The sequence below is a fragment of the Methanosarcina barkeri MS genome (assembly GCF_000970025.1).
In the GTDB taxonomy this organism is placed as follows: domain Archaea; phylum Halobacteriota; class Methanosarcinia; order Methanosarcinales; family Methanosarcinaceae; genus Methanosarcina; species Methanosarcina barkeri.
Map to the genome: position 1 here is coordinate 3,952,384 of NZ_CP009528.1, position 18,231 is coordinate 3,970,614.

An 18,231-nucleotide genomic window follows, 5' to 3' on the forward strand; every position below is an offset into this window, starting at 1 on the left:
TGGCCATGGAAGTGTTGGCGGAAACCCAAAACATACGAAAATCCTACGAAAAACAAAATTTGTTTACAAAAAAGAGAGAGCAGGTATCTGCCGTAAACGGCGTGTCTCTCAGAATTCGGAAGGGATGTTCAGTAGGACTTATTGGAGAGAGCGGAAGCGGAAAAAGCACGCTTGGCAGAATGATGGCCGGACTGGAAACGCCGACCGAAGGACAGGCACTGTTCCGAGGGCGATCAATATCGAATATTTCCCTTCGAAAAATGCGCCCGTTACGACGTAATATCCAGATGATCTTTCAAAATAGCAGCAGCATTTTTGATACGTCCTATACTATAGGAGAAAGTATTGCTGAGGTTATTGAAAACAGCGAGAAAGTATCAAAAAAAGAATGCTCAGAAAAAATAGAGACAATATTGGAACAAGTGGAGCTAGATGCTTTATACGCTCAGCGGTATCCAAAAGAATTGAGCGGAGGGCAACGCCAGCGAGCCAATATTGCACGTGCGCTTGTTCTTCACCCGGAGTTTGTTGTTTGCGACGAGCCTGTTTCCAGCCTTGATTATTCATTGCGCAAACAAATTCTGACTTTGCTTAATGACTTACGAAATAAATTTGGTTTAACTTATTTATTTATCACCCACGACCTCAACTGCGTGCCTTATGTCTGCGATATGATGGCCATTATGTATGCTGGTAAGATAGTGGAGCAAATCGATTTAAAGAAAAACACGATGCAGAACGCGCTCCATCCGTACACCAACTTACTTCTTTCGTGTATACCAGCAAAGATGCCTGCAGAACGAAAAAAACGAATGATGGAGAGTATAATTGATACAACAGTTATACCTGATTCAAAACACTGTTGTCGGTTTTTTCCACGCTGTCCTTTCTGTACGGAACGTTGCATAAATGAAGAGCCATTGCTAAAGGAGGTCACAAGCGGTCATTTGATAGCATGTCACATTATACCATGACACATTGTAGCATGCTACATTATATGAGCCATTAAAGAAAGGGAGAATGAAAAATGAAGAAAAAATATATCTGGGTAATTATCGCGTCGGTACTATCATTGGTGCTGTTGCTGAGTGGATGCATCTCGAATCAAGCGTCAAACAATACGCAAAACGGAATTGCTGGTTCTTCAGATGCCAACACCACAGCCGTTAGTAATCAGGCAGATTCCATTACAATTATGGTATCCGATGAGCTGAATCCAGAAGATGCAAGCCCAATAAACTCCAGCACGGAAATGTGCCTTTATGAAATGGTGTACGAACCGCTGGTTAAATACGGAATAGACGGCGTGATTGAGCCGGCACTTGCTAAAAGCTGGGAAATCAGCGATGATGGAACACAGTATACTTTTTACTTGCGTAAAGATGTCAAATTTTCAGATGGTACTAGCTTTAACGCAGACAGCGTGGTAAGCAGTGCGAAGCACTGGGACCCAACGAGTTTTACCACACCGCTTACAAATGTGGAGAAATTAGACGACTACACAGTCAGGCTGACATTTAAGGAAAAATGCTACCCAGTATTAATCGAACTAACCTATCCCCGACCTTTCCGCATCGCATCTGAAAATTCATTTGATGCAAACGGCAACTTTGTAAAAATGATCGGCACAGGTGAGTGGATGGTGGAGAGTTATGTTCCCGAGAAAGAGGTGGTTATGGTACCCAACCCGTATTATTACGGAACAAAACCGAATATTAAAAAGATAACCATCAGAAAAGTTACTGATGGCGAATCAAGAATTATGGCGCTTCAGAGTGGAGAAGCTGATCTTTCTCTGGCCGATCTGCCTTCCGAAAGCAAATCGATCATTGAGTCATCAAAAAATCTTGCTGTTAAAAACACTGAAGGCACATTGGGATTTTTCCTCATGCTAAATCAAGAAAATACCGCACTGCAGGATGAAAATGTCCGTCTTGCGTTAAATTACGTAATAGACAAAGACAGCATCGTGGAAAATATATTTGGAGGCGACGCTATTGCCGCAAAGGGCATTTTACCTGATACGGTACCATACGTCACTGATGAAAACAGCAAGGGATACTCATATAACCCCGAAAAAGCAAAAGAACTGCTGGCCAAATCGGGATATACGGACAGTGATGGGGATGGAATCGTTGACAAGAACGGTGTGCCGCTGTCCCTTAAGCTTGTATTTCAGTCTGAGGAATATTCAAGCTGGAAATCTATGTGTGAATATCTCCAGGCGGCAGCCAAAGAGGTCGGAATTGACGTTCAGCTTAAGCAACTGGACACTTCGGCATACTATGATGCAATCTGGAAAAACCGTGATTTTGACATGATTATTTACCGCACATATGAGGATTCGTGGAATCCACACGGATTTTTGCGCTCCATGTTTTATCAGCCCGAGGGCAGCAAGTCCGTGTGCTGGTATGACCCACAGTTAAATACGTATCTTGACGAGGTCATTAAAACACAGGACGAGGCAACGCGTCAGGCAAAGTATGACCAGATATTTAAGCTGATCAATGACAAGGCCCTTGTTGTTCCTCTGTGCTATCCCAATAAACAATATGTATATAATACCCACCTGCAAAACGTGACAGTTGCACCGACGAGCTATGAAGGCATAGAGTGGCAGTTGATCACTATAGCAAAGTAAGAGGTCAAAGCATGTTGGGAACTGTATTTGAACAGATTGAAAAAGCCTGGTCTGCCGATTCCGGAGGCTATGACCAGGTGATTCAAAAACAGCTAAGTAATGAAGAAGACGTAAAACATTGGCAGGATGAACTTCGACTGGTACTTGGTGAGAAACCATTGCATGTACTTGATGTTGGGTGCGGGCCTGGATTTTTTACAATTATGCTTGCCAGGCTAAAACATAATGTGACATCTGTTGATGGTGCTGAGGGAATGGTAGAGCATGCAAGAATCAATATCAAAAAGGAGGCGTTAAATGCAAAAATATATAAAAGCGACGCCGTGCTTTTGGATAACGAGAAGGAAGGAAGCCTTGATGCCATAGTATCACGTGATGTTGTTTGGACTCTCTATGACCCGGAGAAAGCTTTCATTAGATGGAAATATCTGCTGAAAGCGGATGGTAAAATCGTTATCTATGATGGTGATTACAGGCGAGATCAGTCTTCTTTGCGTTACCATGTATTGAAATTGACCTCAGACCTGATTAATCTCTTCATGGAGGGAAAACATAGGAAAAAGAAACAGCACAATTCCCCAGGCAATGGATTTGAGCAACTGCCAATGATTCGGCATAAGCGACCGCAATATGATCGAGAATTGTTGCTGAAGGCAGGTTTTTCAAAAGTTGAGGTAACAAAGGATTGTTTCCGCAACAGTCCATTACATCTTGAATTCTGGAGATATGGGTATCAGGGGAAAAAGTTCCGTATAATTGCTTACAAGTAAGTGAGATAATAACTGCGAGAGTACAGGCTCTAATTATGAGAATAAAGAAATAATTGTGAGAATACAGGCTCAAATCACATAACTTTAGATAAAACACTAAGTGAGATAAGCTTCATAATCCATAGGACTTATGCACTTGAGAAACAAAATCAAGTGCAGCAAAGATTATGGATTAAAGTCGTGTTTTATACAGTTAATGATCTGATGCTGTTGATTTTTCAGTTCGACTGCGTTAATCCGGTGATTTCACTATTTTTCTTTTCACCGGATTTTACATTTAGATCTCCATCTTTAGTTTTTTTCATTAAATTTCGTTGACTCAGGAATTATTGCCCTTTGAGTGACCATTCTTTTTACAAATATCTAAAAAACTCTCGTTTTTTATTATTATTTCAATCACAACAAAATGTGTTCTGAAGCAGATTCTAATTAAAGCAAAATTCGGACTGGAATGAAGACGATTTCTTAGGTTGTGTTGTCATCTGGAGGAAAAAGGTAATCAAACTGCACAGTATATATATTTTCGTTTTGTTCAAGCTCATTTTTTATCCTTATTGCATCTTCTCTCGGAATCCAATACGTTAGGGGACCATCACTATAAAGAAAACGAATATTACACCAAACAAACCTTTTTACTTCGGCATTATATTTAGTGAGTATTGCAAGAAATTTTCTGTTCCGAGTTGCTTGTTCAGAGACCGAAAGAACGTAATAATCTCCTTTTCTGATAACATGAGGAGAAGATATAGTCCAATCTTTTTTCTCTTCCTTCATCTCAACAAGTTCATCTCTGATGTCACTCCAATTATCTTTATCCACCATTATGTAATATCTTTCATCCGTATGATTAGTATTATATTCCATTCTATAGTTCCGAGTCATGTTATAGTTTTGAAGAATGGATTTTACTTCTGACTCAGAAACTCCATCTTTAAATTGAATAAACAGACCACCTACTTGCGATTCAGAATCCGGCGTTTCTTTATCAACTGGAGGTTCTATAAATAACCCAGCTATCATTATTAGAATAAAAAAAAATAATAAAAAAATTATTTCCTTATTAATTTTGCTCATAATAACACCTAAAAATGAAGAAGGTACGATAAAACTTATAGATTGACTGTTTGTATGGAGAATAATGAGCAACCTTCGTTGGCATCAATCCCTTTGGGAACATCGAATATAGTTTTACCATTTACTTGAAGACCAGGCTGGATCTGCTTCAACCATGGGTAATTAACTTCCTCCTTTTAATCTGAAATTATAAGACAGTCTCTTTGGTTGTAGGGTCATATGGAGGATAAATGTAACTAAAATCTACAGTAAAGATATTTTCGTTTTGTTCAAGCTCATTTTTTATCCTTTTTGCATTTTTTTCTTGAATCACATACCGAGATCCATCAGGATTTTCAAAATGAATCTCGCACCAGGTAAACTTTTTCACCTTAATATTATATTTGTCTAGTATTGCGAGAAATTTTTTGTCTTGGACAGCTTGTTCAGAGACCGTAAAAACGTAATTATCCCCTTCACTGATAACATGAGCAGGAGACGTTGTAATCCATTCTTTTTTCTCTTCTTTCATCCCTTTACTAATTTCACGTCTTATATCCCAGTTATCTTTGTCCACTATTATGTAATATCTTTCATCCGTAGTATTAGTATCATATTCCATGCTATAGTTCAGAGTCATATTAATGTTTTGAAGAATATCTTTTACTTCTGGCTCAGAAATTCCATCTTTAAATTGAATATATATACCAGCTACTTGTGATTCAGGAGCCGAGGTATTAGTATTAACTGGCATTTTTATAAGTAGTCCAGAAACTACTACGAGAGTCAGAAAAGCAATAAAAATAGCAATCTTCCTATTAATTTTGCTCATGCTAACACCGCTAAGATAATATATTTTGGTTTCTCATATCTTCGAGCTTAAATAGATATAATAGCATTATACTTTATGATTTACCTGGAGAGTACATTTTAACTCCATAAACTCCTTTTTTCTAATATTTTATAACTTTTGTGTCCAGGTTCTCTAACAATTCAATTTTCAAGCGGATTTTGAGTCTGAATTACTTTTTAATATTTTTATAGTTTAATGATTTGGTCATAAATTATTTATTTGAGTGTATGCCTTAACTCATATTCAAAAACAAGTATAAAAGAAAATAGTATTCAATCCTGAGGTATAAAAGTTTTATATAAATTAAAAACTAATAAATATAGTCTTATTTTTCTAAAAATTCACTGAATCTGACTATTTGGTATAATCAATTAAAGAGTCAGAAGGATGGAAACTTACTGTTATTGTGCATGCACCTGAGCAAAATTAGCTTAACATATAAAATTAAAATTTTAAATTTGTTGTTTTGTTGAGGTTGACGGGCTGTATCCCGTCATTTTAATGGCGGGAATTAGCCCTTCCTTTTTTTCTAGAAAAATTTTAGAGTTTTTTTATTTAAAAATAAAACCTAAAGCCTTCAGAGCTCTTCAGGAATTATAATCCATGCGATTATGTACGCAACTAAACCGCTTCCTGTACCCACTATAGAAATGAGCAACCATAAAAGCCGTATAAGCGTAGGATCAACTTTAAAGTATTCACCTAGCCCACCACATACTCCTGCAATAATCCTGTTCTTCTTTGACCTATACAATCTATTCATTTGACCACCCCTAAGTACAAAATGCTTTAATAAATTAATAATAGATTGCTTATATTCGATTTATAAGTAACTCCGAAAATAAGAAATTTATTGAGAACTCATACGTTTGCAAATTCTCTATGCTCTTGCAGATATAAGTTAATTGGCATGAAAGTAGCCTTTGTTTTTTATTCTTGACTCTATTCCCAACTTTCAGTTATGCTGCCAATATTGCATTTTTGTCCGGTTGAGTAAAGCTAAGCCTACATTCCACAGTATTTTTTAGAAAATCAATAGTTCTCTTGACAACGTTTTTAAAAAAATTAACTTAATTTAAACTCTTAATGGCATTTAGTGAAAATTGAATAATATCGTTTTTTGCCTCTAAATACACCACATAGTTGCTTTTACCTACTACATAAAAGTCCAATAAATCCACGTTTGATTGAAAATCGATAGCAGTAAAAATATGAATTTACGAAAATTTACTGCGGAAAGTGGGCTAAGGTCCGGAATGTGGACATTAAGATATTTTGTCTTCACGTAATAACAAGCAAATTACTGAGGAAGTTTATAGAATCCTCTTAAAATGTCTGTAGCTTTATAGTAACATTTATCAAATCCTTCACTACTAACTTTTTTTGCTGGAACTCCTGCTATTGTAATACCTTCTTCTTTAAAGGATTTGTTTACTACTGAATTTGCACCTATTGCGATATTATCTGCAATTTCAATATCTCCAAAGATTTTAACGCCGGGACCAATATATACATTATTTCCTATTTTTGGCACAGGCAATACAAAATCCGGTCTTAATTCGTCCTCCATACTATAGGCATTTGTTCCAATATTTACATCAGTATGAATGCGACAATTTTCACCAACTTGTGCATTGCTATTTACAATTAAAGTACCTTTATGAGCAATAGATAATCCAGGCCCGAATACATTTGGAGGTATAGTAAATCCTAATTTCGTGCTTAATCTTTGGAATTTAAAATAAAGGTACAGAGAATATGGTTTATATATAATACCTTTTTTGCAATTTATATAGAATTCTCTTTTCCTGAGTAATCTCTCAAATCTCCAGATATCATCCAAAAGATAATCCCTATAATACTGAACTGTACCTCCTTTTTTTTTAAGTGCAATTTCATCTGCTTTTAAATAAAATATATAATCTTTCTTTGATTGAATCATAAAAACTCGCCTATGAATAATCCGGATCGTCATTGAAAATAATTTTTAGGATATATATTTCTAGTTTTAGAGTTAGGAATTACGCACTTGAAGTACAAAATCAACCACAATCAACGTTGTGAATAAGGCAAGGGTTTAGACAGTTGAGGGTTTGATGCTATTGATTTCTCAGTTCAACCGCGTAAGGTTTAATAATTAGTAAGTTTTAATAGTTGTAGTCATAGTTATATAAATCTGTGTATAAAGCAAGTCACAATTAAATAAACATAAGTAGCTTTTTCTGTTTAAACTATATATACCAGAAATCTACACCTGGAAAAAAGATGTCAGTAAAAAATCTGTATGTTTGTGTTTTTAGATTTATAGGTATTGGCAAGAAAATCTCTTTCACATCGTATTCTGAGCATTATTTCCAAACCTCGCATCATATTGGAAGCCAATATCATATCTTTATCCAGTTAAATTGAAGCCAGGACCCAGAATGTGGGAATGTGAGGAACTTTGTCTTCGTGTAATGTCAGGTTCCTTCTTGCTTACAATCAAGAATAATTTGCTAATTATTAAGATATTATTGTCAACCGAGAAAACCTTACTCTTAACAATTTGTCTCTTTTGAATATTTCCTTTTTTCGAAAGCGTTGTAAAAATTAGGAATCTCTAATAAATTTAGACTTTTACGACGCTCTGTAAGTTAAATTTTTACGTGCAGTTCTTTTTTATATAAACATTTCAGAAGGCCGGATTTTCAGATCATAGCCCACTTACTGGTTATGTTTTCAGGTACGAGGTTTTCTCCAGATGCCTGTACATATACCCTGAATTTATTTCCTGCAGGAACTGTAAGGCCTTTTGCAGTGTAATTGAAAACTCCTTCCGGCTCAATCGTAATTGAAGAACTTTCAATTTCATCCCACAAAGAAAGCTTATCTTCAGCCTGAAGGGCAACGTAAACGGTTGCATTTTCAGCTTTCTCCGAACCCACGTTTCTTACTGTTACGTTAATATCTACAACCCCTTCTTTTTTTGAGTATGCACACTGTGCTTTGAAATCAAGATTAATCATGGGCCTTCTATAAACAGGAACAACATGTACAGGCTGGTCGGAATATTCTCCCGGGACTTCACCTATCTGCCAATCACTCCCTGTAGTCTCCAGATAGTAGTAATTGCTGCCTTCATACTCGAAACTCCTGCCTCTGTACCCATTGTTACATTTTATCCCGAGAGCCATATGTTCAGGAAGCTCCAGAAGGATAGCATCGTAACCCATCTCCTGAAGAATTGCCACAGAGAGAATTGAAGTGTCTTCACAGTCCCCACCGTTCTCATAAAGAGTTTCATAAGGAAAACGGGGGTACTGGTCATAACCCGAGCTTTCAAGGTCCGAGATATAGTTAAGGGATTGGACAAAAGAAATACAAAGTCCTGGAATTTGACTTTTTTCAAGCCCGTGAGCTTTTGAGAGAGAGAGTAAAGCCTCTGCAATGTCCTTAATTAACCAGTCATCGTATGGATCTGAAGCAAACAGATCGTAGTCTCGGTTCCTAGTCCTGGACTTATATTTTTCATACAATTCATTATTAAGAGGCAGAGTAAGCTGCCAGTTGCAGCCCTCGTATTCCCAGGAGTAAGTTTGGGAAAACGTTCCAGGAGTTGTTGACTCCTCTGTTATCGAGGCGCTGTAAGGCTCAGAATTTACAATATCTGCTCCTATCAGACTCTCTCCAGCATCGCCTATGTAGGAATCTATGGAAGTTTCAGAGTTGGACCAGGTTATGAGAAATCCGATCAGAGAAAGGAGTAAAAAGAAATAAAACAAAGCGGTCAAGTGTTTCATAAAATTATCCCCGCCCAGAAGTTCATAGTTTACGAGTTCATTTCCAGAGGTCTTCCCTTAGATGAGAGTCTATAGGGTCCACTTCCATCAGGCCTTCTGGATAGGGTTCAAAAAAGGTCTGATTCGTAAGATACTGGTCTTCAAAGCGCACGGCCCATGACCTGATGATGCTAATTGCAGGGCAAAGAGAGACTTTTCCGTTCCTGTACTTCTGGATCCAGCCAAAAAATAGTGCTTTTTCCTGGTTTGAGAGACGCTCTGAAAAATGTCCGAAGGCATGCATGAGTACATTAATAATTGAAGTATACCTGGGAGGTCTGGAAAGGGCGCGGTAAAGATGCCTCTCGTACTCAGAAACCAGTTCTTGAAAGGTTTCCTGTTCTTTATTTGCAACAATAGCTCCCAGTTTCTTGAGTTCTTCCTGGCTATATACCATGAGCAGATACTTATTTTCGGTATGGAATGCAACAAGGTCCTTCATGCGGCCTTCGGATTTTACTTTTCGGAAAGCGGCAAGCATAAAAATCCTGGTCATGAAATGTTCTTTTATGCGAGCGTTCCTTAGCCTTCCTTCATCCTCAACAGGAAGATAGGAAAACTCTTTCAGGACTGCACTCCCGAAATATCCTGAAGTTTTCCCAATTACCGCTGATTTGAACGATGTAGTCGGGTAAACTTTTACGTCCTTAATGCCGCAAGAAGGAGATCTGTATTTAAGAATAAAACCATCAATCTCTCCCGCAGAACCAAGAAAATCAGTGCAAAATGTCTCCATAGCCTCAGTTACATCCCTGCCACTTGCGGGTTGGACAAGCCGCTGTTCCCCATTTTCAAGAATAATCCTTAACGGGTCTCTTGGGATACCGAGCCCTATCTCCACTTCAGGGCAGACAGGCAGGAAATCAACATACTCCATGAGGTTTGCCACTATCGAACTATTTATGATATTCCCATTGTATCGACAGTGGTCAAACCCAAGGCACCTACTAACCACAACCTTTGGCCGAACAAACTCTCTCATTTAACCCCCATATAACAAAGGAGTTCCAGCATAAATTATTTTCCAAAAGAAAGCCTTATAAGACTTCTTTTTAAAAGATAAGACGTTATAAGGTAGGGATCAGTTAAAAAAGACTTCAAAAAGACTTCAAAACACTTAACACATAAAAACTAAAAGTATTGACAAAAAAGGAATTGAAAATAGGTTCACAGTACTTATTTTGGGAAAAATAAAAACCAAAAGAAAATAAGGTTTTAAAAAAAAGTATTTTTAACAAAGTAAATTTTTTGTCCGTATTTCGGAACAAATATATAAGAACAAAAATAACTATAGATAGTTAGGGGACGGTTGAGGGAAAAAGGGCTTTTAAGTGGTAAGACTCCAAACTCTTTTAAAGGGTAGTAAGACTTCGAACTCTTTTAAGGGAAAGCCTCTGAACTTGAACTCAGTTTTCGGTCCCGAAAGAAAAAGCATGAGCTTGAAAATAGGTGAAAAATATGGTAGAAGCCGAATATGAACAGATACACATGCCTCTGATCGGAGATGATGCACCGTCATTTACAGCAGTAACAACTCAGGGACAAATCAATTTCCCTGATGATTACAAAGGTAAGTGGGTTATTCTTTTCAGTCATCCTGCAGATTTCACACCCGTATGTACTACCGAATTTATGACTTTTGCCAGTATGCAGGAGGAATTTAGAGAGATGAACACTGAGCTGATAGGGCTCTCTATAGACAGCGTGTTCTCTCATATTGCGTGGCTTAAGAGGATAGAGGAAAAAATCGAGTATAAAGGAATGAAAAATGTAGAGGTAAAGTTTCCGGTAATAGCCGACCTGAAAATGGATGTTGCAAAAAAATACGGAATGATCCAGCCAAAAGCATCAACCACACAGGCTGTAAGAGCCGTATTTATCATAGATCCTGAAGCAAAGATAAGAGCAATTCTTTACTACCCGCAATCATCGGGAAGAAATATGCAGGAAATAAAAAGGCTTTTGACCGCCCTGCAGAAAAATGAAGAAGAGAAAGTAGCAACTCCAGCAAACTGGCAGCCTGGAGAGGATGTTATTGTTCCACCTCCCAGTTCGATGGAAGCCGTAAAAGAAAGAACCGGTAAGCCAGAAGAAAATATGTACTGTCTTGACTGGTTTTTGTGCTTTAAAAAAGATAGTAAGAAATAATTCAGAGAATAAAAATTTTTGTGCCTGCTCAGTCTGGGCAAATACTCAGTATGAGCAAAACATGATCAATAACCATGTTTATTAGAACTCATGAGCAAATATTTTTAAGTTTATAATTTTCAATTGCTAGTTATTGATCATGTTTTTTGTATTTCACTGGTTTATTTCACTGGTTTTTATTTGCACTGCTCAATCACATTGGAATTAATATCAATAGACCTATTTTGCAGGGGCTGAACAGTTACCAAATGAAAAAATAGAATAAGATGGAAAAGAGAAATTTATTTCTTTCCAAGTTCTTTTGAACGTTCGGTTGCCCTTATAACTGCATTCATAAACGCAGCCCTGACTCCAGCCTCTTCAAGGGCATGAACACCCTGAATGGTAGTCCCGGCAGGAGAAGTAACCATATCCTTGAGTTCTCCGGGGTGCAAGCCTGTTTCAAGCATCATTTTTGCAGCCCCAAGTACAGTCTGGGCTGAGAGAGTGAGAGCACTTTTCCTATCCATTCCTTCAAGAACAGCCCCGTCGGCCATTGCCTCAATTACAGGGAAGATAAATGCAGGCCCACTGCCTGAAAGACCTGTAACTGCATCCATTATGGACTCAGACACCTGGACTGCAGTACCAACTGCAGAAAAGATCTCAAGGGCAGTTTTCACATCTTCGGGAGTGGCATTTTTGCCTGGAGCAATGCCTGAAGCAGCTTCGGAAACTGTGGCCGCAATGTTTGGCATTACACGTATGACTCTTGTGCCAGCAGGAAGCGCATTTTCGTAAGTGGCAAGAGGCACACCGGCTGCAATTGAGATAACAAGTTTATCAGAAGTTATGTCAGCTTTAAGATTTTCGAGTACCGAACCCAGAGTCTGGGGCTTTACTGCTAGAAGAAGAATATCGGATGCCCTGGCGATAACAGTATTGTCAGTAGATATATTAATGCCAAGTTTTGCCTTCAGATCGTTTAAGAAAGGCTCGTAAACGTCGGCTGCGCCAAGGTTTTCAGGCTTTACAATTCCGGCCTTTATAACTCCCTGCATAAGTGCAGAGCCCATTTTTCCTGCTCCGATAAATCCTATCTTTCGGTTCTGATCTACCATATAATTTCTCCTATTTTCAAAATAAATGGGAATATCGAGGTAATTACCTCAAAACGTATTTTCGATTAGTATTGAGTAATTTAAAGGGACTTTATAGCCCAAATAAATTTATAAGAAATTAGTAGATTGATAAAAGCTTCCAAACTACAAGAAATTAATTTGGATTCTTCAGAAATCCCAAAAAATCCAGTTTAATTCTTTGAGTATGCTGGAAATTTAATTCAGTTCTCTATTATGCCAATATTTTCTTTTTTTATTACATTACTGTAATTATTATAGCCCAGAATACCCTCAATTTCGTCGGTGTGGGCACCTTTTATTTTTAGAAGTTCTTCAGAGGTGTAGTCTGTAATTCCTTTCGCAAAGACCCTGCCTTCACACTCTAATCTAACCACATCTCCCCTATCAAAATTTCCCTCAACTTCCACAACTCCCGCGGGAAGAAGACTGTTTTTCCCGAGAACTGCGTCTTTTGCCCCTGCATCTACACGGATAGTGCCTGAAGCCCTTGCAAGAATGATCCAGCGGGCACGGTTCTTCTGGATATGCCTTTCAGCCAGGAAAAGGGTACCTATCTCTTCCCCAGACAAAACCTTCAGAAGCACGTCCTTAATTTCGCTGTTTGCAATCAAGACATAGCAGCCTGCCATGCTACAGATCTTTGCAGCTTTTATCTTGGTCCTCATTCCTCCTACGCCCTTGAAGCTTGTAGGGTCACCCCCATAACTTTCAATTTCAGGCGTGATTTTTTCCACGAGAGAGATGAGTCTGGCATCATCGTGTATCTTTGGGTTTTTATCAAAAAGGCCGTCGATATCCGAAAGAATAATCAGGAGGTCAGCATCGATTTTGCTTGCAACCATTGCAGAAAGCTTGTCATTGTCTCCAAAGATTGCTTCAATCTCGTTTGTACAGGTACAATCGTTTTCATTTATTATGGGAACTACCCCATATTCCAGAAGGGTAGAGATACTGTTTCTTAGGTTAAGGTAGGATACCCGGTCAGAATAGAATTCATAAGTAAGAAGGATCTGAGCAACTTTTATCCCATGTTTCGAAAAAGCTTCGCTCCAGTACTGCATAAGGATGCTCTGTCCTACCGCTGCCGCTGCCTGCCTGATAGGAATTTCACGAGGTTTTGGAGAAATGCCCAGCTCATAGAGTCCTACACCTATTGCCCCCGAACTTACCACAATTACCTCTTTTCCGCGCTTTCGAAGTTCGGAGACCTGAGCTGCAATATTTTCTATAAAGGTAGGATCAATACTACAGTTTTCTTTTGTACTGTCACAGTTCTGTTTTGTAAGTGAGGAAGTACCGATTTTGATAACGATTTTATTAACATCATTGAGGAATTCATTTCTATCTGTCAATAACAAGGCCTCGTAAAATATTTTGGGAATACAGCTGAAATTAGTAACAGCTGCAATCCGGATTTCCATCGCTTGCACTCAATTTGAGCTGGTATTCCAATTCAGGTATATAAACATATCATAAGTCTTCGGCATTCTTCAACAGGGTTTCAATTTACATTCTCAAACTTAAGGTCAAGTTTTCTGTGCGTATAGGGTTTTGCATTTTCTCCTGCGTAGTCTGCAACAACCTGCCCTTTCCCAAGCAAGATATATTTGTAGATCAGAAGACCTTCCATGCCTACAGGACCACGGGAATGGATTTTGTTTGTGCTTATTCCGACCTCAGCTCCTTTCCCATAACGATAGCCGTCCGCAAAACGGGTTGAGGCATTTACCATAACACTCGAAGAATCAACAAGCGCTGTGAACGCCTTTCTTCTTGAAGCATTCTCAGTTATTATTCCATCGGTGTGATGGGAACCGAAAGTGTTTATGTGGTCGATAGCTTCCTTTATAGTATTAACGAGTTTTATCGAAAGAATGAGATCATTGTACTCAAGACTCCAGTCCTCTTCCGTAGCTCGTGAGAGAGGAGAAAGCCCTCTTTTTTCAAGCAGAGTATAACTATCCTCGTCACAGCGTAATTCAACCCCTGCACCAAGGTACATCTCTGCCATTTTCGGCAGAAAAGAATCTGCAATTTTACGGTTTATCAGAAGGGTTTCAATGGCGTTGCATACTGCAGGATACTGTACTTTCGCATCGAAGCAGACCTTCCAGGCTGTATCGAGATCCGCATATTCGTCCACATAGATATGGCAGATCCCACTGGTATGCCCCAGTACAGGGATTTTCGTATTTTTCTGAATAAACTTGACAAATTCATTTGAACCCCTGGGGATAAGGAGGTCTACATAGGCATCAAGGCTCAAAAGGTCCATTATCTCTTCTCTGGTTTCCATAAGCTGGAAAGCCCCTGCTGGCATGCCGTCTGTGGATTCTATGGCTTTTACAAGAATCTGGAAAATCGTGCGGTTTGACTCTCTGGCTTCACTCCCGCCTTTGAAGATGGTCGCGTTCCCGCTCTTAAGGCAAAGGGACATAACCTGAGGCACCACGTCAGGTCGAGATTCAAAGATGACACCTATAAGGCCAATAGGACAGCTCACCTGGTAGAGAATAAGGTCTTTGTCCAGCTCAAGAGTAGAGAGAGTGTCTCCTACAGGATCTTTGAGCTTAATTACATCTCTGATTCCTGCAATCATTCCATCAATCTTTGAGTCACTTACTTTAAGCCTGTCTACAAGAGCCTGAGTAAGCTTCCCTTTCTTTTTCAGTTCCGCCGCAGCTTCAAGATCTTTTGCATTTGCATCCAGAATAGCTGTCCTTTCCTTGTCCAGAGCCTGAGCCATGGCCTCAAGCGCAAGGTTTTTTACTTCCGTACTTACACTGGAAAGTTCAATCGATGCCTTTTTTGCCTTTATTACCTTGGATTTAATATCTTCAGCCATATAATCACCTTCTAATATAATGATTTCTGTATGCCTTAGTTTAAGGAATTGGGCAGCCAAACCTGTTATTGTATCATTTAATTTACAGAAGATTCGGCATTACTCGATAACGGATAGAAGTAAGATCTTACTAAAGATCTTACTATTGGATTATACAGGTAATGATCTTATCATTGAATTACAGATAATGATCATATCATTGAATTACAGATAATCATCTTATCATTGAATTACAGGTAATCATCTTATCATTGAATTACAGATAATCATCTTATCATTGAATTACAGATAATCATCTTATCATTGAATTACAGATAATCATCTTATCATTGAATTACAGATAATCATCTTATCATTGAATTACAGATAATCATCTTATCATTGAATTACAGATAATCATCTTATCATTGAATTACAAATGATGAGACTCACTATTGAAAGCACTGAACTTAAATTGAATATCAGAAATAAATTAAAGATCATTTTTTCTTTAAATCAAGGGTATATCCATAATTCTAAAGATGTATTAATTCTTCCGCTGCATTTATGAAGTAAACACGACGAAAAGAAAGAGAACATAGTTGTGCAATACCTTTTGATACCTTATTATACGCTAGCTATTTCGGTATATGATATAGAGAAGTCCTAGATAAAAGATGGCATTTTATCAAATAACATTTTATTTTTGATAGTTTAGTTTTAATATATATTTTTAATATTTTATATAATATTTAACTTGTGAGATCTAATTCGGATTTAAATTCTGGAAATTTTATCTGATGACTTGATATCAGGAGCGCAAGTTTGTTAAAATATTCATATTTTAAATTTACCTGAAATAAGTCTCTACCTTATTAAAAATTTATTTTAGACTCCATAAAATTGGCAATTAACCTTGAGCAGTGTAATATAATAGATACAGTGTAATATAATAGATAAAATTACTATAGTTTTAATTATATCAAAGTTGAAAATTAATAGTATATTCTTATGAAATTTGTTTTCATAATATATATATATAAAAAGGGCAGAATTCAGATAAAAACATCTGTAAAAGAGAAGATTAAAGAAGCTTTCTTACTTAAGAAATAAAACTTTCTCATTGAGAGATATTATTTCAAAACGAATATATATACGATGAATATAAGTATAGAATACACGACTTCATTATCTGGAAGCGTATACTACATCTGAAAAAAGAAATTGCAAGGTACCCTTATAATTTTTGAAGATCTCTTAGCTAAGAGAAATGAAATTTTACAGCCTGGGGACCAGACCATATATAGCGTCGGAAAAGCGATAAAAAGATCATCAGAGGCCAGAATGTCCGAAAATATGGCTGTTCAGCATCTTTCATACACAAAGTTTATTATAGGGGTAAATCCATATCAAAATGGGGATAACTTCAGTATATTGGTGGTGTGTAAAAAATGAAATCATTCGCGCTAGTCCGAGCAGACGACTCGGATAAAGTAAAAATAGCCTTACATGATCTAGAAAGATACGGACATATTCAATTTTCAGCTACTCCAAAATGCATAGAACCAAACTATGCTGATGAACTTCTTGTTAGTGTAATGGGCGTATCCCTCAAGTCAAAATGCAACTCTGCAGCACTGGTGGAGTTGAATAATCATGCAGGGGCGGCAATTAGTAGACTGAAGAAAATTCATCCTCCTGCTCATATAATCATCATCAGTCCAAGACACAAAATGTTTGAAGAGCTGGCTGGTAATTTTCCGAAGTATCCGGAATTCGATAGAACATTTAACCATCAGAAGGCTCCACAGAGTATGGAGATAATTCAAGAGAAAGCAGAACCTAATAAAGAATAAGCCAAGTCCGTCAATTGTTAATGTTAACTTTAATATTTGGTTTTAATGATAACTTTAGTGTTTGTTTTTAATAGTGGCTAGAATATTAATTTTAATATTAATTTATGAACTTGACCTTTAAATTTCATTTTTAATATTTAGACTTATTGGAAATCCTACTTTGAACAGGAGCCAGTTTTCAATCTCAGCTTGGAAACATAAGTGTACAGGCTTTCTACATCTTTAATTTCCTTCTGAGAGATGAGTCGGAGTTTGTTTCGGATCTCAAGTTCGGGTTTCAAACCGAAACTCTGAAAGTATTCTGAAAGTTTTATAGCCAGGATGTCACCTCGTCTGTCCCAATCAGTTAGTATAACTACTTCACTACCAAGCCGAGAAATTTTCTCAGAGAAATTAAAAAGAGATTGATGGGTTGCAAGTTCAAAATTGCCTTCAATTCCAAGTCTTTTCAGTGAAAGAACGTCTCTTTTTCCTTCAACAATAATAATTGCTCCCCTTCCAGAATATTCAGAGAGTTCCGAGAGCAACTCTTCAATTCTTTCAAGCCTTTTTCTGTAAATTTCAAGATCAGACACGTTTTCTGCAACCTTTTTAGTAATTAAAACTTTAAGAGAACTGCAGTTTACTCATAGGCATTTCACTTATCAGGAGATAAGGAGGTTACTCTTGAAGTTCGGTTATTTTTAAATGTAGTTTTTAAATTTTGGGGTTATTTATTAAATGCGCTCCAAAAACTGAAACTGCCTGTTGATATGAAACTCCTTTTAACAATAAAGACTTCTTACTGCTTGTTGCCCCACTGTTTATACTAATATTAGAACTGTTAATTGCGAAGAGTTCAGCAAGGCATTCTATCAGTTGCTCGTTTGCCTTTCCCTTCTGGGCATTTTTGGTTAGTTTTACTTCAATTCGCTTGCGCCACTCATTATAACCACTTGGAACCGAAATCGACCTGGAGCCTGGAGTAACCTCTATATCAACAATTACACCGGAACCCAGATCTGTTATTGCCTCTTCGAAGGACATATCTTTTACCTTTCTGGAGGGATTATATAAATCAATAACGGGATGATCCGTTAAAGTAAAGAAACTAAAGAAATAATAGGAAACAATAACAACATAAGATTAAAAGTTTAAACAAATG

16 protein-coding genes are annotated in these 18,231 nt (G+C 37.5%); 5 read left to right on the forward strand and 11 right to left on the reverse strand.

The genetic code is table 11. The features are described from left to right. Window positions 1-5 precede the first annotated feature (5 nt). The 3 genes from MSBRM_RS16070 to MSBRM_RS16080 all read left to right on the forward strand — a co-directional run bounded on the left by MSBRM_RS16070 (window position 6) and on the right by MSBRM_RS16080 (window position 3,414). Window positions 6-974, forward strand: a complete 969-nt coding sequence (locus MSBRM_RS16070) for an ABC transporter ATP-binding protein (RefSeq protein ID WP_048121863.1) — start codon at window positions 6-8, stop codon at window positions 972-974. A 101-nt stretch (window positions 975-1,075) separates the two neighbouring features. Continuing rightward, window positions 1,076-2,644, forward strand: a complete 1,569-nt coding sequence (locus MSBRM_RS16075; protein ID WP_230629375.1) for a nickel ABC transporter substrate-binding protein — start codon at window positions 1,076-1,078, stop codon at window positions 2,642-2,644. Window positions 2,645-2,655: 11 nt separating this feature from the next. Then, window positions 2,656-3,414, forward strand: a complete 759-nt coding sequence (locus MSBRM_RS16080) for a class I SAM-dependent methyltransferase (RefSeq protein WP_048121865.1) — start codon at window positions 2,656-2,658, stop codon at window positions 3,412-3,414. A gap of 465 nt (window positions 3,415-3,879) precedes the next feature. Here MSBRM_RS16080 and MSBRM_RS16085 read toward each other — a convergent pair whose 3' ends face one another. The 6 genes from MSBRM_RS16085 to MSBRM_RS16110 form a co-directional block, all read right to left on the reverse strand. Beyond that, a complete protein-coding gene (locus tag MSBRM_RS16085; RefSeq protein ID WP_048156305.1) occupies window positions 3,880-4,488 on the reverse strand; it encodes a UPF0228 family protein in 609 nt (202 codons plus the stop codon). A gap of 187 nt (window positions 4,489-4,675) precedes the next feature. Further along, a complete protein-coding gene (locus MSBRM_RS16090) occupies window positions 4,676-5,299 on the reverse strand; it encodes a UPF0228 family protein (protein WP_048156308.1) in 624 nt (207 codons plus the stop codon). Between the two features lie 598 nt (window positions 5,300-5,897). Beyond that, complete coding sequence (locus MSBRM_RS16095) at window positions 5,898-6,083, reverse strand: PspC domain-containing protein (protein WP_048121868.1); 186 nt, start codon at window positions 6,081-6,083, stop codon at window positions 5,898-5,900. 537 nt (window positions 6,084-6,620) lie between these two features. Next, window positions 6,621-7,262, reverse strand: coding sequence for a serine O-acetyltransferase (locus tag MSBRM_RS16100; RefSeq protein WP_048121870.1), 642 nt, complete (start codon window positions 7,260-7,262; stop codon window positions 6,621-6,623). Window positions 7,263-8,007: 745 nt separating this feature from the next. Continuing rightward, window positions 8,008-9,099 carry a hypothetical protein gene (locus MSBRM_RS16105; RefSeq protein WP_048121872.1) on the reverse strand — a complete coding sequence of 364 codons (1,092 nt, stop codon included), beginning with the start codon at window positions 9,097-9,099 and terminating at the stop codon, window positions 8,008-8,010. Between the two features lie 37 nt (window positions 9,100-9,136). Continuing rightward, a complete protein-coding gene (locus MSBRM_RS16110) occupies window positions 9,137-10,120 on the reverse strand; it encodes a YbgA family protein (protein ID WP_048121874.1) in 984 nt (327 codons plus the stop codon). A gap of 476 nt (window positions 10,121-10,596) precedes the next feature. On the opposite strand from MSBRM_RS16110, the gene MSBRM_RS16115 reads away from it, so the two are divergent. After that, window positions 10,597-11,286 carry a peroxiredoxin gene (locus MSBRM_RS16115; RefSeq protein ID WP_080941590.1) on the forward strand — a complete coding sequence of 230 codons (690 nt, stop codon included), beginning with the start codon at window positions 10,597-10,599 and terminating at the stop codon, window positions 11,284-11,286. Between the two features lie 281 nt (window positions 11,287-11,567). Here the strand turns inward: MSBRM_RS16115 and proC are convergent, their stop codons facing one another. From proC to MSBRM_RS16130, 3 genes are all read right to left on the reverse strand, one after another. Continuing rightward, the gene (gene proC / locus MSBRM_RS16120; RefSeq protein WP_048121876.1) at window positions 11,568-12,386 is read right to left on the reverse strand and encodes a pyrroline-5-carboxylate reductase; all 819 of its coding nucleotides are present in this window, start codon (window positions 12,384-12,386) and stop codon (window positions 11,568-11,570) included. A gap of 221 nt (window positions 12,387-12,607) precedes the next feature. Beyond that, window positions 12,608-13,759 carry a glutamate 5-kinase gene (gene proB, locus MSBRM_RS16125; RefSeq protein WP_048123569.1) on the reverse strand — a complete coding sequence of 384 codons (1,152 nt, stop codon included), beginning with the start codon at window positions 13,757-13,759 and terminating at the stop codon, window positions 12,608-12,610. 149 nt (window positions 13,760-13,908) lie between these two features. After that, on the reverse strand, window positions 13,909-15,252 hold the full coding sequence (locus MSBRM_RS16130; RefSeq protein WP_048121881.1) for a glutamate-5-semialdehyde dehydrogenase: 1,344 nt from the start codon (window positions 15,250-15,252) through the stop codon (window positions 13,909-13,911). Window positions 15,253-16,682: 1,430 nt separating this feature from the next. Between MSBRM_RS16130 and MSBRM_RS16140 the strand changes: the two genes are divergently transcribed. Next, complete coding sequence (locus MSBRM_RS16140) at window positions 16,683-17,087, forward strand: DUF356 domain-containing protein (RefSeq protein ID WP_048121885.1); 405 nt, start codon at window positions 16,683-16,685, stop codon at window positions 17,085-17,087. Window positions 17,088-17,242: 155 nt separating this feature from the next. On the opposite strand, the gene MSBRM_RS16145 is transcribed toward MSBRM_RS16140, so the two are convergent. Continuing rightward, a complete protein-coding gene (locus tag MSBRM_RS16145; RefSeq protein ID WP_048121886.1) occupies window positions 17,243-17,662 on the reverse strand; it encodes a toprim domain-containing protein in 420 nt (139 codons plus the stop codon). Window positions 17,663-17,783: 121 nt separating this feature from the next. Next, entirely contained in the window at window positions 17,784-18,113 is a 330-nt protein-coding gene (locus tag MSBRM_RS16150) for a DUF167 domain-containing protein (protein WP_048121889.1), read from the reverse strand. Window positions 18,114-18,231 lie beyond the last annotated feature (118 nt).

What these genes read in the sequence shown, in the direction of transcription:
- MSBRM_RS16070 (WP_048121863.1), top strand. Translation starts at nt 6, where the DNA reads ATGGAAGTGTTGGCGGAAACCCAAAACATACGAAAATCCTACGAAAAA.
- MSBRM_RS16080 (WP_048121865.1), top strand. Translation starts at nt 2,656, where the DNA reads ATGTTGGGAACTGTATTTGAACAGATTGAAAAAGCCTGGTCTGCCGAT.
- MSBRM_RS16085 (WP_048156305.1), bottom strand. Translation starts at nt 4,488, where the DNA reads ATGAGCAAAATTAATAAGGAAATAATTTTTTTATTATTTTTTTTTATT.
- MSBRM_RS16090 (WP_048156308.1), bottom strand. Translation starts at nt 5,299, where the DNA reads ATGAGCAAAATTAATAGGAAGATTGCTATTTTTATTGCTTTTCTGACT.
- MSBRM_RS16095 (WP_048121868.1), bottom strand. Translation starts at nt 6,083, where the DNA reads ATGAATAGATTGTATAGGTCAAAGAAGAACAGGATTATTGCAGGAGTA.
- MSBRM_RS16100 (WP_048121870.1), bottom strand. Translation starts at nt 7,262, where the DNA reads ATGATTCAATCAAAGAAAGATTATATATTTTATTTAAAAGCAGATGAA.
- MSBRM_RS16105 (WP_048121872.1), bottom strand. Translation starts at nt 9,099, where the DNA reads ATGAAACACTTGACCGCTTTGTTTTATTTCTTTTTACTCCTTTCTCTG.
- MSBRM_RS16110 (WP_048121874.1), bottom strand. Translation starts at nt 10,120, where the DNA reads ATGAGAGAGTTTGTTCGGCCAAAGGTTGTGGTTAGTAGGTGCCTTGGG.
- MSBRM_RS16115 (WP_080941590.1), top strand. Translation starts at nt 10,597, where the DNA reads ATGGTAGAAGCCGAATATGAACAGATACACATGCCTCTGATCGGAGAT.
- proC (WP_048121876.1), bottom strand. Translation starts at nt 12,386, where the DNA reads ATGGTAGATCAGAACCGAAAGATAGGATTTATCGGAGCAGGAAAAATG.
- MSBRM_RS16130 (WP_048121881.1), bottom strand. Translation starts at nt 15,252, where the DNA reads ATGGCTGAAGATATTAAATCCAAGGTAATAAAGGCAAAAAAGGCATCG.
- MSBRM_RS16140 (WP_048121885.1), top strand. Translation starts at nt 16,683, where the DNA reads ATGAAATCATTCGCGCTAGTCCGAGCAGACGACTCGGATAAAGTAAAA.
- MSBRM_RS16150 (WP_048121889.1), bottom strand. Translation starts at nt 18,113, where the DNA reads ATGTCCTTCGAAGAGGCAATAACAGATCTGGGTTCCGGTGTAATTGTT.